This window comes from Salinicola endophyticus (assembly GCF_040536835.1).
Classification (GTDB): domain Bacteria; phylum Pseudomonadota; class Gammaproteobacteria; order Pseudomonadales; family Halomonadaceae; genus Salinicola; species Salinicola endophyticus_A.
The window spans coordinates 3,312,079-3,325,487 of sequence record NZ_CP159578.1 but is presented as its reverse complement, the minus strand read 5'-3'; the positions used below and the strand labels follow the sequence as shown (position 1 = coordinate 3,325,487).

Annotated in this window: 11 protein-coding genes; 7 read left to right on the top strand and 4 right to left on the bottom strand. The window is 65.3% G+C overall.

The genetic code is table 11. The annotated features are described in order from the left end of the window. Nucleotides 1–54 precede the first annotated feature (54 nt). A complete protein-coding gene (locus ABV408_RS15100) occupies nucleotides 55–1,566 on the bottom strand; it encodes a DUF2252 family protein (RefSeq protein WP_353979723.1) in 1,512 nt (503 codons plus the stop codon). Between the two features lie 152 nt (nucleotides 1,567–1,718). Between ABV408_RS15100 and ABV408_RS15095 the strand changes: the two genes are divergently transcribed. Next, nucleotides 1,719–1,874 (top strand): DUF2256 domain-containing protein, encoded by a 156-nt coding sequence (locus tag ABV408_RS15095; protein WP_353979722.1) that lies wholly within the window; start codon nucleotides 1,719–1,721, stop codon nucleotides 1,872–1,874. A 32-nt stretch (nucleotides 1,875–1,906) separates the two neighbouring features. Here the strand turns inward: ABV408_RS15095 and ABV408_RS15090 are convergent, their stop codons facing one another. Beyond that, nucleotides 1,907–2,413 carry a DMT family transporter gene (locus ABV408_RS15090; protein WP_353979721.1) on the bottom strand — a complete coding sequence of 169 codons (507 nt, stop codon included), beginning with the start codon at nucleotides 2,411–2,413 and terminating at the stop codon, nucleotides 1,907–1,909. A 467-nt stretch (nucleotides 2,414–2,880) separates the two neighbouring features. On the opposite strand from ABV408_RS15090, the gene ABV408_RS15085 reads away from it, so the two are divergent. Continuing rightward, entirely contained in the window at nucleotides 2,881–4,008 is a 1,128-nt protein-coding gene (locus tag ABV408_RS15085) for a GGDEF domain-containing protein (protein WP_353979720.1), read from the top strand. 37 nt (nucleotides 4,009–4,045) lie between these two features. Here the strand turns inward: ABV408_RS15085 and ABV408_RS15080 are convergent, their stop codons facing one another. After that, nucleotides 4,046–5,026, bottom strand: coding sequence for an AraC family transcriptional regulator (locus ABV408_RS15080; protein WP_353979719.1), 981 nt, complete (start codon nucleotides 5,024–5,026; stop codon nucleotides 4,046–4,048). A 196-nt stretch (nucleotides 5,027–5,222) separates the two neighbouring features. Between ABV408_RS15080 and ABV408_RS15075 the strand changes: the two genes are divergently transcribed. Further along, nucleotides 5,223–6,617 (top strand): NAD-dependent succinate-semialdehyde dehydrogenase, encoded by a 1,395-nt coding sequence (locus tag ABV408_RS15075; protein ID WP_353979718.1) that lies wholly within the window; start codon nucleotides 5,223–5,225, stop codon nucleotides 6,615–6,617. 95 nt (nucleotides 6,618–6,712) lie between these two features. Here ABV408_RS15075 and ABV408_RS15070 read toward each other — a convergent pair whose 3' ends face one another. Next, nucleotides 6,713–7,633, bottom strand: a complete 921-nt coding sequence (locus ABV408_RS15070) for a LysR family transcriptional regulator (RefSeq protein WP_353979717.1) — start codon at nucleotides 7,631–7,633, stop codon at nucleotides 6,713–6,715. Nucleotides 7,634–7,859: 226 nt separating this feature from the next. Between ABV408_RS15070 and ABV408_RS15065 the strand changes: the two genes are divergently transcribed. From ABV408_RS15065 to ABV408_RS15050, 4 genes are all read left to right on the top strand, one after another. Continuing rightward, nucleotides 7,860–8,501 carry a glutathione S-transferase gene (locus tag ABV408_RS15065; RefSeq protein WP_353979716.1) on the top strand — a complete coding sequence of 214 codons (642 nt, stop codon included), beginning with the start codon at nucleotides 7,860–7,862 and terminating at the stop codon, nucleotides 8,499–8,501. 28 nt (nucleotides 8,502–8,529) lie between these two features. Beyond that, nucleotides 8,530–10,206 carry a pyridoxamine 5'-phosphate oxidase family protein gene (locus tag ABV408_RS15060; protein WP_353979715.1) on the top strand — a complete coding sequence of 559 codons (1,677 nt, stop codon included), beginning with the start codon at nucleotides 8,530–8,532 and terminating at the stop codon, nucleotides 10,204–10,206. A 141-nt stretch (nucleotides 10,207–10,347) separates the two neighbouring features. Beyond that, on the top strand, nucleotides 10,348–11,544 hold the full coding sequence (gene lldD / locus ABV408_RS15055; protein WP_353979714.1) for an FMN-dependent L-lactate dehydrogenase LldD: 1,197 nt from the start codon (nucleotides 10,348–10,350) through the stop codon (nucleotides 11,542–11,544). 145 nt (nucleotides 11,545–11,689) lie between these two features. Further along, nucleotides 11,690–13,393 (top strand): mechanosensitive ion channel domain-containing protein, encoded by a 1,704-nt coding sequence (locus tag ABV408_RS15050; RefSeq protein ID WP_353979713.1) that lies wholly within the window; start codon nucleotides 11,690–11,692, stop codon nucleotides 13,391–13,393. Nucleotides 13,394–13,409 lie beyond the last annotated feature (16 nt).

The following is a 13,409-nucleotide window of genomic DNA, read 5'->3' as shown; positions in this document are numbered from 1 at the left end:
CTGCCTCCTGATTTGTCTTTCGACCGAAGCGGTGCCGATGCACCTGCTCTCCACTCACCGATGTACCCAGTCCAGATGCTCGAAGGCGCCATGAGCGTGGTCCTCGCGGAACATCTCGTGATCGCGACGCAGGCGATCGGCGGCTTCGGCGGCGAACTCCACCATGTCGCAGGTGAATAGCTCGGCGGGTGTCACCGCCTTCACGATCGCGGGTTCGATGTCGTAGTCGATCCGGCCGGAGTCGTCGGAGAGGGCGTGCACGCCGGCCAGCACCTGGCCGCATAGGCGGGCGTAGGTCTTCCACTCGCTCTTGGAGAGGTCGTCGAGGTCGATATCGTCGCGGAAGGGCGCACGCTCGCGGGAGAGATAGCTGTGGCCTTCGAACTCGACGTGGCCGTAGAAGATGTCGCCGCGCACCAGATGGACCGCCTGGGCGTGGCTGATGCGCTCGGCGCGGCTGTCCAGGGTATAGGCTGAGGGTGGCACCAGCCCGGATAGGGCGGAGCGCCGGGCCTGTTTGAGTTCGATGATCAGGTCGTCCTTGCCCTCGCCGCCGGGGCCTTCGAGCAGCACGTAGTAGCGGTTCAGCCCGAGCGAGGCGGTACCCTGGCCGAGCCGGATCGCCACGTCCTTCACGTGCACGCCCTTGCCATCCTGCGCGCGGGCACGGGCCGGTATCTCGATGTCGTTGTCGGCGATCAGGCGATCCATGATCGTCTGGAACTCGTCGCGCCGCGAGGAGATCGGCACCAGCTTCTGGGTCGGGCGGAAGCCGCGGCGGCCCTCGTCGAGATAGTCCTCCGCCAGCCATTCGTCGCGGGGCTCGTCGGCATCCTCGAACAGCTTCTTGATCAACTTGGGCGCGTTGTCGTGGCGCATCTCCTCATCCTGCTCGGTGCCCTCCCGCGCCAGCCGCTGCATCGCGTCGATATAGCCCTCGACGAAGTGGCGCACGACCTTGAGCGCCTGCTTGCGCTTGAGATCGCCCTCGGTCTCGGCGGCGATCAGAAAGCCCACCGCGCCGCGCTTGAGGTCCCAGGTGAAGGGGGCGTAGTAGGCCTCGTCGAAATCGTTGACCGAGAAGATCGGCACGTTATCGGCGTTGGGCATGACGCCGAAATTGCTGGGATGAACGTCACCCAGCGCAAGCACCGTGGGCATCCAGGCGTCGTCGCCGGCCATGTCGCGATAGAACAGCAGGGCGGTACCCCGGAAGAACGAGAAGAGCGAATCGGCGAGCTTGTCGAACTTGGCACTGGCCTCTTCGGAGCCATCGGCGATACGCGTCTGGTGGTCTTCGCGCAGCGTCTGGCGCACGTGGCGGCGGCGTTCGTGGCCGCTGAGCGCGCGCGGGCGCAGCACGAATTCGCCCGCGGCGACCGCTTCGGCCAGGCGCTTGAAGGTGGCATAGCGGGTGGCGACCTGGGGCGCCTCTGCGGCAGCGTCGCCGTGCTGCGCCAACGCCTGCGCCAGTTGCGCCTTGGTCATCGTCGAGCGCCCCTCGATGCCGCGCTGCTGGGCCTCGGCGTAGAGCGTCTTGCGGGTGGCGTCGGGTGGGGTGGTCATGGTCGGCTCCCTGGCGGTTGATCGGCGTCGGCTATGGCTTGCTATGCTCAGCATGGACGATACCGGCGCATCGCGCTTGCCGGCCGGTGCGTTGTCTTTTCTCTTTACCCGCAGCTCGTAATCACCCCGCTGGCCGCTGACGGAGCCACCCAATGGCGCATCGCAAACCTCACCTGCCGACCAAGACCTGCCCGGTTTGCCAGCGCCCTTTCACCTGGCGCAAGAAGTGGGCACGCGACTGGGACAGCGTCATCTACTGCTCCGAGCGCTGCCGTCGGGCCGGGCGCCAGGCGTTGCCGGAGGCATGAGCGGCGAGATGCACAGCTCGGAATCACGCCGCTCAGCGGTTGGTCTGGCCACGGCCCGCCAGGATAACGCCCAGCGCCGCGACGGCCATGCCGACCCAGCCCAGCATGGGCATCGGCTCGTCGATCAGCAGCCACGCCAGTAGTGCCGCCGTCGGCGGAATCAGATAGAACAGTGCGGAGACCTGCGTCGCCGCGCCGCGGCGGATCATCGCCAGCAGCAGCGTCAGCGCGATCAGCGAGTTGCCCACCACCAGGTAGCCCAGCGAGGCGACCATCTCGACGGACCAGACCAGCTGATACTGGCCGAACAGCAGCACCAGCGGCAGCGTGGTGACCAGCCCGGTGGCGTACTGAATGGCATTGGCGGTAACCGGGTGCAGCGGGCTGCCGAAGCGCTTCTCGTAGAGTGTGGCCGCGCTGGTGCCGTCGCTGCATCTGCCCCGGCAGCGCCAGGGCTGGCGCGCGCTGGCGCTGGAGACCCCCTGCCGGCGCCTGCTCGGGCTCGAACTGGCCAGCGGCGATACCCCGGCGCCCGGCACCGACGTTTTTATCGCTACGGCGGTGGAGGTGTTCGCGACATGCCAGTCTCCGTCGAAGCCAAGATCCTGAGCCCTTCGTCGCCGGTCGGCGCGGGGGCTGTGCGATTGCGTCATTCGAGGCAGTGCGGCAGGTAGTGACTGCCTTGTTATCGATGCGCTCGCAGGCTTTGCGCACCTGATAGACAGCATGTGCGTCGACAGGGAGTTGCCATGACTGAAAGCGTCGAGATGTCGCATTACGTATAATAACAGTTCACTACATAATGAAATGGAGATAGCATCTGGCACAGGTGCCGAAGAGGCGGCGCCGAAGGGCTTCCGGGCCGGTGTGGCGGTTGCACGGCACCTTGAGCGGGGGTAGTAGGCATTTGTCGTCAATACATAATAAGTACGGCCTGCATTGGCTGACGGGGCAGTTCCGCGATGGCGATAGAGAGTCACTGTATCGGCAGTCGGACGGGGTTCGGATGCATTTCGAGGCCCCTATCTCATTAGTGGTAGCGGCGCTGATATTCGGCATGTTCGCGATTGCCGACTACCAAATACTAGGGCCGATCCGAGAGTACTATCTGTTGATCGCCATGCGTGCCGTGGTGGTCGGTATCTGTCTTTTCCTGGCATTGATCATGGTGATTCGAGGTGATAGCTCTCATCGGATGTGGCTGCACGCCCTGCCGCTGTGGGTACTCGCGACGGGGATCATTCTGATCGTTCCCTTGCGCCCGGACAGCCTCTCCACTCAGATCATGGCGGTGATCGTGGCCACCATCGGCTTCTATCTCCTGATCCCCAATCTGCTGACGGTAGTGGCGTTTGCCAGTCTCTACTTGAGCATCGGATTTCTCGCTGCCGCTGCGCTGTTTGCAGAGGCGTCGCCGGGGGCGCTCCTACGCCTCGCGCTGCTGCTGATCATGACCAACGGCGTGGGGTTCTGTGCCTTGCTGAGACTGGAGAAGTTGCAGCGCACACAGTTCGCTCTGCTGCATGAGGAGCGTGATCAAAATCGTCAACTGCTCAAGGAGATCGCGCACCGGGAGTTGCTGGAAGAACAGTTGCGCCGGGTTGCCGAACGGGATGCGCTGACGGGCCTGAACAGCCGGCGTCATTTCATGAAGTTGGCCGAGGCGCTGTTACAGGTGTCGCACGAAGATCAGACGCCATTCAGTCTGTTCATGATCGACGTGGATCACTTCAAGCGTATCAACGATACCTGTGGCCACAGTCAGGGCGATTGGGTGCTGACCCAGGTCGCCGAGATTTGCACGCAGGCGCTGCGCCCCACCGATGTGATCGGTCGTTTCGGGGGGGAAGAGTTCGTGGTGGCGTTGCCCGATACCGACGCCGAGCAGGCCGTGATCGTTGCCGAGCGCTTGCGGAGAAAGGTGGCTGCGCTGCCCCTCGAGGAAGCGATGCGCGAGCTGCAGCTGAGTATCACCATCGGTATCGCGGTCGCGCGGGGCGATGAGCTATCGCTGCAGAGCGTGATCGCGCGAGCGGATCAGGCGCTTTATGCGGGCAAGCGAGAGGGCAGGAACCAGGTCGTGGCCTGCGCCGAGATTGAGACGGAAAAGCGTGCCGCAGAGGGTCTGGTTTGATGGGTTTCTGAGCGTCTCATGTAGCGCTGGCGTGGCCTCAGTGCGAAGAGACGAAGGTAGCCGCAGCCTGTGCCGGCGGGATCGCGAATCCCGCCTTCATTCGCCTGACTTCCGCGACCGGTGTGCGGCCGAACAAGCGTTTGAACTCGCGACTGAATTGCGAGGGGCTTTCGTAGCCGACCCGAGCGCTCGCGGCGGCGGCGGTCATGCCGTTTCTCACCATCAGTAGCCGGGCCTGATGCAGGCGGGTGGATTTCAGGTATTGCATCGGAGAGGTGCCGGTCACGGCCTTGAAGTGGGTATGAAAGGTCGCGATGCTCATGCCGGCGCGCTGCGCGAGCTGGCCGACATCGAGATCTTCCTGGTAAGCGGCGTGAATGCAGCGTAGTGCCCGCGCCACCTTGCCGAACTGGCCCTGCATCGCCAGTGCCGCCCGCATCGAGGGGCCTTGAGCCCCGGTCAGAACGTGGAAATAGATCTCGCGCACCAGTGCCGGACCAAGAATCGCAGCGTCCAGCGGGCGGCTCATGGCATCCAGGAAACGCCACACCGAGGTTTGCAGATGCGCTTCCATGGGGGTGGAGATCATGCCGCGTGGGGTGGTCGTGGGTACATCGCCGAACGTGTCTATCTGCAGCATCACCTCGGCGGCGAGCTCGAAGTCCAGATGCATGTAGATCGCCAGCAGCGGCTCTCGCTCGCTGGCGTCGGTTTCCATGGTGAAGGGGACCGGCACGGAGACCGCCAGATAGTGCCGAGCGTCGTAGCGATAGACCTGCCCGCCGAAGAAGCCGCGCTTCTGGCCCTGGCAGACGATCACGATACCGGGGTCGTAGAGCACCGGAGTGGACGCGAGCGGGCGGTTCGAACGTAGGAACCTCACGTCCGACAGGGTGGTCAGGTTGTAGCCCTCATCGGGCGCGAACCTTTCCAGCAGGGCGATGATTGCCTGCTGTTGGGCGTCCGACTCGGGGTGATGCCGCTGGTTTGCTGGGAGCATGATGGCAGCCTTTTTCAACGGACGGTCACGACGCACTGCGCGGTGCGGCGCTCGCTAGAGTCTGCCATATTCTGGCCGCATGAAGCTGGCGGGAGACATGGCAGCTGGTCATAGATTTAGGCAATGATGTGAGACATTGAGCCATCGTCGGCCGGTCTGAGCATTTCTATCATGCAAGTCGTTTCGCGAGTGCTGTGTTGTTCTCGAATGACTTGTGAGGAGTGCTGCTGTGATCGACGTCCTGAATCCTGCCAATGGTCAAAAAGTCGGCGAGGCGCCGGCCATGTCGCTGAATGAAGTGAACGCTGCCATCGATCGTACCTGCGCCGCCTTTCCTGCCTGGTCGCGCAAGCTGGCGAAGGAGCGCAGCGATCTGCTGCGTCGCTGGTTCGAACGCATCCGCGACGACAAGGCGGCTTTCGCCGAGCTCATCGTCAAGGAGAATGGAAAGTGTCTCGCCGAAGCCTACGGTGAGATCGACTATGGGCTCGGTTTCATCGAGTGGTACGCGGAGGAAGCCAAGCGCGTCTACGGTGACACCATCCCCCGCCATGCGCTGGATTCGGCCATCACGGTCGTCAAGGAGCCGCTGGGCCCGACGGCGGCCATTACGCCCTGGAATTTCCCCTTCATGATGATCACGCGCAAGATCGCCACCGCGCTGGCGGCGGGCTGCACCATGATCATCAAGCCCTCCGAGGAAACGCCGCTGACCGCTTACAAGCTGCTGGAGACGGCGCGGGAAGTCGGTATTCCGGAAGGCGTGTTCGAGATGGTCACCGGAGATCCGAAGGCGATCGGCGAATGCTTCACCGGCGACACCCGCATCCGCAAGCTCTCGTTCACCGGATCGACGGCGGTAGGGCGTCTACTCGCTGGCGCCAGCGGGCAGACGCTGACCCGCATGACACTGGAACTAGGGGGTAACGCCCCGTTCATCGTCTTCGGCGATGCCGACCTCGAGGCCGCCGTGGAGGGCGCGATGGGTGCCAAGTTGCGCAACTCGGGCCAGGTCTGCATCTCGCCCAATCGCTTCTATGTGCACGCGTCGATTCACGATGCCTTCGTCGAGAGACTCGCCGAGCGGGTCTCGCGTGTGGCGGTGGGCGATGGCATGCGCGACGATTTTGCGGTCGGGCCGATGATCAACCGGGCCGGCTTCGACAAGGTGACGTCACTCGTGGATGCAGCTCGCGCGCATGGCGCTCGTATCGTGCTCGGTGGCCAGGCGCATGCGGAGGGTGGGCTGTTCTACGAGCCGACTATCGTCACCCACCTCGATGACGGTGCCGAGATGGCGCAGACCGAGATATTCGGGCCAGTATTTCCGATCTATCGCTTCGAGACCGAAGAGGAGGTCATCGCACGCGCCAATGCCACCGAGTATGGCCTGGTGGCCTATGGCTATACGCGGGATCTGGGGCGTGCGTTCCGCCTGTCCCGCGCGCTCGAGGCGGGGATGGTCATCCTCAACAGCGGTTCGGTGGGGACGGCGTCGGTTCCGTTCGGTGGCGTCAAGCAGTCCGGCTATGGTCGTGAGGGCAGCTACTACGGTATCGAGGAGTACGTCGACGTGAAGTATGTGCTGATGAGCGGGCTGGGCCGGTGACTCGGCCTGCTCTCCAGAGGCTCACCAGAGACTCTCCATACAGTCTCCAGACGCTCACCAGACGGCCTCCAGATGCCAACCAGGCCAGGCCCTCGCTAGTCGCGCTCGGTGTCGTCCTCGCCCCGAAGCACCGGCAGTGCCCGTAGTCGCGGCACCGCGAAGTCGAGAAAGGCACGCACCTTGGCCGCGGCCCGACGTCCCTCGACGTGGACCAGATGCACCGGCAGCGGAGCGGGTTCATGGTCTTGCAGCACGCGCACCAGTTGCCCTGAGTCGAGGTCCGGCCCCACTTGATAAGAGAGTACCCGGCACAGCCCCCAGCCCTGCCTGGCGACATCGATGGCAGCCGCCACGCTGCTCACCGTGAGTCGCGCGTTCACGCTGACACGCTGCGGGGCATTCGCGCCGAGCTGCCACTCCCGCGCTGCGGCGCCGCCCGCCAGGGCGACGAGGCGATGTCGGGCGAGATCGTCCGGCGTGCGCGGATGCCCCAAGCGGGCGAGATAGTCCGGCGAGGCGCAGATGACGCGACGCACCTGACCGATGCGCACGGCGGTGAGTTCGGAGTCGGGCAGGTGACCGATGCGCACGGCGATATCGAAGCCCTCCTCGACCAGATTGACGATGCGATCGAGCATCATCGCTTCCGCCTCGACCTGCGGGTAGTGGTCGAGGAAACCCGTGAGCAGCGGGGTGACGTGGAGGCGGCCGAACTCCTGCGGGCAGGTGATCCGCAGCCGGCCCACCGGGGTGTTGGCTGCCCCCGAGGCGGCATCGTCGGCAGCCTGCAACTGGGCGAGGATCTCGCGGACTTCTCCGAGGTAGGCTCGACCCGCCTCGGTCAAGCGCACACGGCGGGTCGAGCGGGTGAACAGGCGGGCGCCCAGATGGGTTTCCAGGGTATTGATGGCGCGGGTCGCGGAGGGCGCGCTGAGTCCGCTGGCGCGTGCTCCCTGGGCGAAACTTTCCGCCTCGGCGACGGCGACGAAAACGCTCAGGGCCTGTAGACGATCCATGACGGTGGCGGGGCTCCCGGTGTCGATGGCGTTTCAGCATTCATCTTGGAATTTCAAAATCCAAAACAGTTCCTTTCAGGATAGGTCCATTCTTTCAGTAAACGATGGCGAATAGTGTGGTCATCAGGACGCGCCGCGCGGCCGTCACTGACTCATGACGTCCATGAGTCGTGCCGTCCATGAGTCTTACCACGCCGATCCATGCCAACACTGAAGGAGTCTGATCATGTCGAATGCCAACGCCCTTAGCGACGTCCCCATCAAGCTCTACCGCAACCCCAAGTCGGGCCACTGCCACCGTGTCGAACTGATGCTGGCGCTGCTGGAAGTGCCCTATACGACCATCGATCTCGATATGGCCAACGGTGCCCACCGTGAGCCCGGCTATCTGAAGATCAGCTCGCTGGGGCAGGTGCCGGCGATCGATGACAACGGCCTCACCCTGGCGGACTCCAATGCGATCCTCGTCTATCTGGTCGAACGCTACGGTGATCCTGCCCGCTGGATCGGCAGCGAACCGCTGGAGAAGGCCCGCGTGCAGCGCTGGCTCTCCATCGCCGCTGGCGAGATCGCCCACGGCCCTTGCGCTGCGCGGCTGGTCACGGTGTTCGGCGCGCCGCTGGACCATGACGCCGCCAAGGCAAGTTCGCACACCCTGCTCAAGATGATGAACGCCCATCTCGATGGCCGCGCGTGGCTGGCGAGCGATCATCCGACGCTGGCCGACATCGCCGGCTACAGCTACATCGCCCATGCGCCGGAGGGCGGTGTGAGTCTCGATCCTTATCCGCAGGTGCGCGCTTGGCTGGGGCGCATCGAGGCACTGCCGCGTTTCGTCGCCATGGCGTCCTCGCCGCGGTTGGCCTGAACCGGAGAATTGCGTACGGAGGTTGGTCATGACACCCGAGACGACGCCCTTCCACGCCGGCGAGCGCGAGGCGCAGCGCCGCGCCGGCGTGGCGCCATCCGGTCGCTTCATCCGCGATCACATGCCTGAGCAGCATCGCGACTTCTTTGCCGAGCTGCCGTTCATTGTCCTCGCCGCCGGCGATGCCCAGGGCCGGCCCTGGGTCACGCTGCTGGCGGGAGAGCCGGGTTTCATCGACACGCCAAATGCACGAACGCTGAGCGTGGCGGCAGCGCCGGGGCGCGGGGATCCACTGGCGACGGCGCTGGAGGAGGGCGCCGAGGTCGGCCTGCTGGGGATCGAGCTGACCACGCGGCGTCGCAACCGGCTCAACGGGGTGGTCCGCGCGGCCCAGGGGCGTCTGGTCGTTGCGGTGCAGCAGAGCTTCGGCAACTGCCCGCAGTATATCCGCGAGCGGGCGTGGCATCGCGTCGAGCCCGCGCCAGCGCCCGCTGCCATCGTTTCGTCGCGGCTGGATGCCGGCCAGCGCGCGCGAATCACTGCCGCGGACACCTTCTTTATCGGCTCCGCTTGCGGTTCCGTTGCCGCCGCTACCGATTCCGCCCACGATTCAGGCAGGGAGCAGAGTACGAAGCGCGGTTACGACGCCTCCCACCGCGGCGGCGAGCCCGGGTTCGTCCAGGTCACCGGGGCTGGCACGCTGCGCTTCCCGGACTATCCGGGCAACAACTTCTTCAACACCCTCGGCAACCTGATTCAGAACCCGCGCGTGGGCCTGCTGTTCGTCGATTTCGAGACCGGCGGCCTGCTGCAGATCAGCGGGCGTGCCCGCATCGAGTGGCAGCCGGCGCATAGCGAGGATCCGAGCGCCCAGCGCTGGGTCGAGGTCAGCATCGAGCGAGTGGTCGAGCGCCCCGAAGCGCTGGACCTGCGCTGGCAGCGAGAGACGCCGGCGCTACAACTCGAAGTGGTCGACAAGCGCCGGGAGAGCGACCTGGTCACGTCCTTTCGGCTGGCCAGCGCCGACGGCGGCGCGCTGCCCCCGTTCCGGGCCGGGCAGCACCTGCCACTCGAACTCAGTGTGCCGGGGCAATCGGGTCGGGTTCGGCGCAGCTATTCGCTCTCGGGGTCGCCAGGGGATGAGACTTACCGCATCAGCGTCAAGCGCGAGGCGCATGGGATCGCGTCACGCTTTCTGCACGATCGAGTCGCGGTCGGCGACTGCCTTACTGCTCACGCCCCCGCTGGTGACTTCGTGCTGCCCGCTGGGCAGGGGCCGCTGGTGCTGATCAGTGCCGGTGTGGGCATCACGCCGATGCTGGCGATGCTGTACGCGGCGGTCGCTGAGGGCGCGTGCGGCGCCGCGCGCGATGTCTGGTTCGTGCACGCCACCCGCAACGGTGACTCCCATGCCTTTTGGGCGGAGGTCGATGCCGCAATTCAGGCCGGCGCACGCTCGGCCGGCCACCGGGCCGAGCGGCGTGTCTTTTATAGCGCGCCACTGGCCAGCGATATCCGTGGCAGGGACTATGATGCCGAAGGTCGCATGACGGCCAAGGATCTACTGGCACTAGACGCCGGGGACGATGCGCACTATCTGCTCTGCGGGCCCGCCGGGTTTCTCGCCGACATCAGCGCCGGCCTGGAAGCGGGCGGGGTGCCTGCCGGGCGCATCGCCTTCGAGACCTTCGGTCCGGCGGCGTGAGACGAGAGCTGCGATAGCGATCAGCGTATACGACTAAAGTCCTGATTCCCTGGAACGCTTTTCGGCGAGGGGAGTTGATACGCTAGGCGCTGCTTGTGTTTTCCCTTTCACCGCTTGCGAAGCGAGCATTAAGGCGACTCCATGATCATCTCAGGCCCTACCGATTACCGCCGAGCTGCCAAGCGGCGTATTCCTCGCTTTCTGTTCGATTATCTCGATGGCGGGGCGGTGACCGAAAGCACGTTGCGCGGCAACGTCGAGGCGCTGCAGGCCATTCCACTGCGCCAGCGGGTGCTCCAGGGTGGCGGTGATCCGTTGCTCGAGACCGAGGTGCTCGGCAGCCGCTGGAAGCTGCCGGTGGCGCTGGCGCCGGTCGGGGCGACCGGCATGTACGCGCGGCGTGGTGAGGTGCAGGCCGCCAGGGCCGCCGAGAAGGCCGGTATCCCCTATACGCTGTCGACGGTGTCGGTCTGCTCCATCGAGGAGGTGGCCGCGGGCGCCAGTGGCGAGCTGTGGTCGCAGCTCTATGTGCTCAAGGACCGCGGCTTCATGCAGAACGCGCTGGAGCGCGCCTGGGCGGCAGGCATGAAGACGCTGGTCTTCACCGTCGACATGCCGCTGCCGGGGTCGCGTTATCGCGACCGCCACTCCGGCATGTCCGGGCCGCATGCCAAGCTGCGCCAGGTGACTCAGGCGCTGACCCACCCCTGGTGGGCGTTCGACGTCGCGCTCAAGGGCAAGCCATTATCGTTCGGCAACATCGAGGCGTATACCGGACGCCAGATGAGCATGGACGATTACATGGGGTTTCTGGCCAAGAACTTCGATCCCTCCATCAGCTGGAGCGAGCTGGAGTGGATCCGCGAGAGCTGGAAGGGCAACCTGATCATCAAGGGGCTGCTGGACAAGGAGGACGCTCGTGATGCGGTGCGCATGGGCGCCGATGGCATCATCGTCTCCAACCACGGCGGGCGGCAGCTCGATGGCGCCATCCCCACCGCGCGGGCGTTGCCGCATATCGCCGAGGCCGTGGGCGACGAGCTGACGGTGCTGGCGGACTCCGGCGTGCGCTCCGGGCTGGATGTGGTCAGGATGCTGGCGCTGGGGGCGAAGGGCGTGCTGCTCGGCCGCGCCTACGCCTATGCGCTGGCAGCGGCCGGCGAGCGCGGCGTCTCGCATCTGCTGGAACTGATCGCGGCGGACCTGCGCGTGACCATGACGCTGATCGGTGCCCAATCGCCTGCCGATATCAATGCCAGCCATCTGGAATCGATGGTGAAGTCGTTGGAGAGCGAGCACCGCCCCGCGGTGGCGCCGCCGGAAGCCGCCAAGTTCTGAGCCCGGGGCGGCGTCTCGGGGCGTCACGGCTGTCGCGGCAGGTAGGGATGACACGGCCCCGTCGGCAGGATTGACCCATGTGATGGACTCGCCCCAGGGAAGGCGGGATGATCCGGCGAACGATTCACGCAAGCGAGACTCAGGGATGATACGGACGGGCTCATGGCTGCGCTGGTGGCTGGCGCTATCGATATGGCTGGTCTCCAGCCTGTGCCTGGCACAGACGCCGGACGCCGGCGGTGCCCAGGAGTGGTACGCGGCCGATTCGCTGAATCGTGGCCTGGGGCCGGTGCCGGACGCCGTCAAGCTGAGAACGCCGCGGGAGGCGATGCGCACCTTCCGCAATCTGGCCGACCAGGATGATTTCGCGGCGGCGGCGCATATCCTCAACCTCGCCGACCTCTCTCCGGCGGAACAGCGCGAGCGGGGCGCGGCGCTGGCGCGAGAACTCGCCGCCATCTTCCAGCGTGGCAAGTCGATCCGTCTTTCCGGCCTCTCCGGGCGTCAGGATGCCGCCACCGAGGACCCTACGGGCAAGAGCCCTTACGCCGGCGAGCCACGTCGCGATATCGAACTGGCTTCGCTCGAGGCCGACGGTGACACCTATGACATCCGGCTGGGGCGTTATCGCGTCGGCAACGCAGATCCGGTCTGGCTGATCACGCCGGAGAGCGTGGCGGCGATCCCTGCGCTCTATCACGAATATGGCCCGGCAGCGTTCGAGCGCCACATTCCCGAGCGTCTCAAGACCTCGTTCGGGCCGCTGCGGATCTGGGAGTGGATTGCGATCCCGCTGGTGCTGCTGGCGGTCGCGCTGATCGGCAAGGGTGTCTACCGCCTGATCGAGGTGGTGACGCGCTGGCTGCCCACCGGTGCGCCGAGCATCTTCGCCAAGCAGATTCGCGGCCCGGTAGCGCTTATCGTGATGTCGTTGCTGACCCAGGCGCTGCTCGATTACGTCGTCTCCTTCTCGGCGGTGGCGACGACCACCCTACGCGTGGTGCTGATCGCCATCCTGGCCTGGGGAATCGGGGCTGTCGGGCTGCGCCTGGTCGATACCATGATGCTGAAGATGACGCGGCGTCTCGCCGGGCAGATCGATGACTCCAAGCCCAGGGACGAGCGCAAGCTGCTCACCACGCTCTACGCGGTGCGGCGCATCATCATCCTCATTCTGGTGACGGCGGTATCGATCTATGTCCTCGGGCAGGTTCAGCTGTTCGAAACCCTGGGGCTCTCGCTTCTGGCCTCGGCCAGCGTACTGGCGGTGCTGGTGGGCGTGGCGGGGCAGGCGGTGCTCGGCAACATCCTGTCATCGTTTCAGCTGTCGCTGGCCAAGCCGATACGGGTCGGTGATCTGGTGATGTTCGAAGGGCAGTGGGCCTACGTCGAAGGGATCTTCTACACGCATATCCGGCTGCGGTTATGGAACGAGCGACGCCTGATCGTGCCGGTCACCTACTTCGCCTCGAAGGCGTTCGAGAACCTCTCGTCCAAGAGCACGAAGGAGTACCGCAGCCTCGTGCTGACGCTGCATCTGAGCGCCGACATCGCGATCCTGCGCGACAAGTTCCTCGAGTTCGCCAAGGCCGAGGAGAACGTGATCGAGCATCACAAGCTGCTGTGCTGCGTGACCGATCAGACCGGCCCGGCACAGACCGTGACCTGCTATCTGATGACGGTCGACCCGCTATCCGGATGGACCGCCGAGGTCAGCATCCGCGAGAAGCTGCTGGCGTTCATTCGCGACGAGCATCCCGAGTGGTGGCCCCGGGACGTGGTGGTGCTCAGTCATCGTGACATCGCCCGCGGGCACACCTCGGGCGAGGCTGGCGAGCCGGCGCCATGAGGCGCCCGGGCTCGCC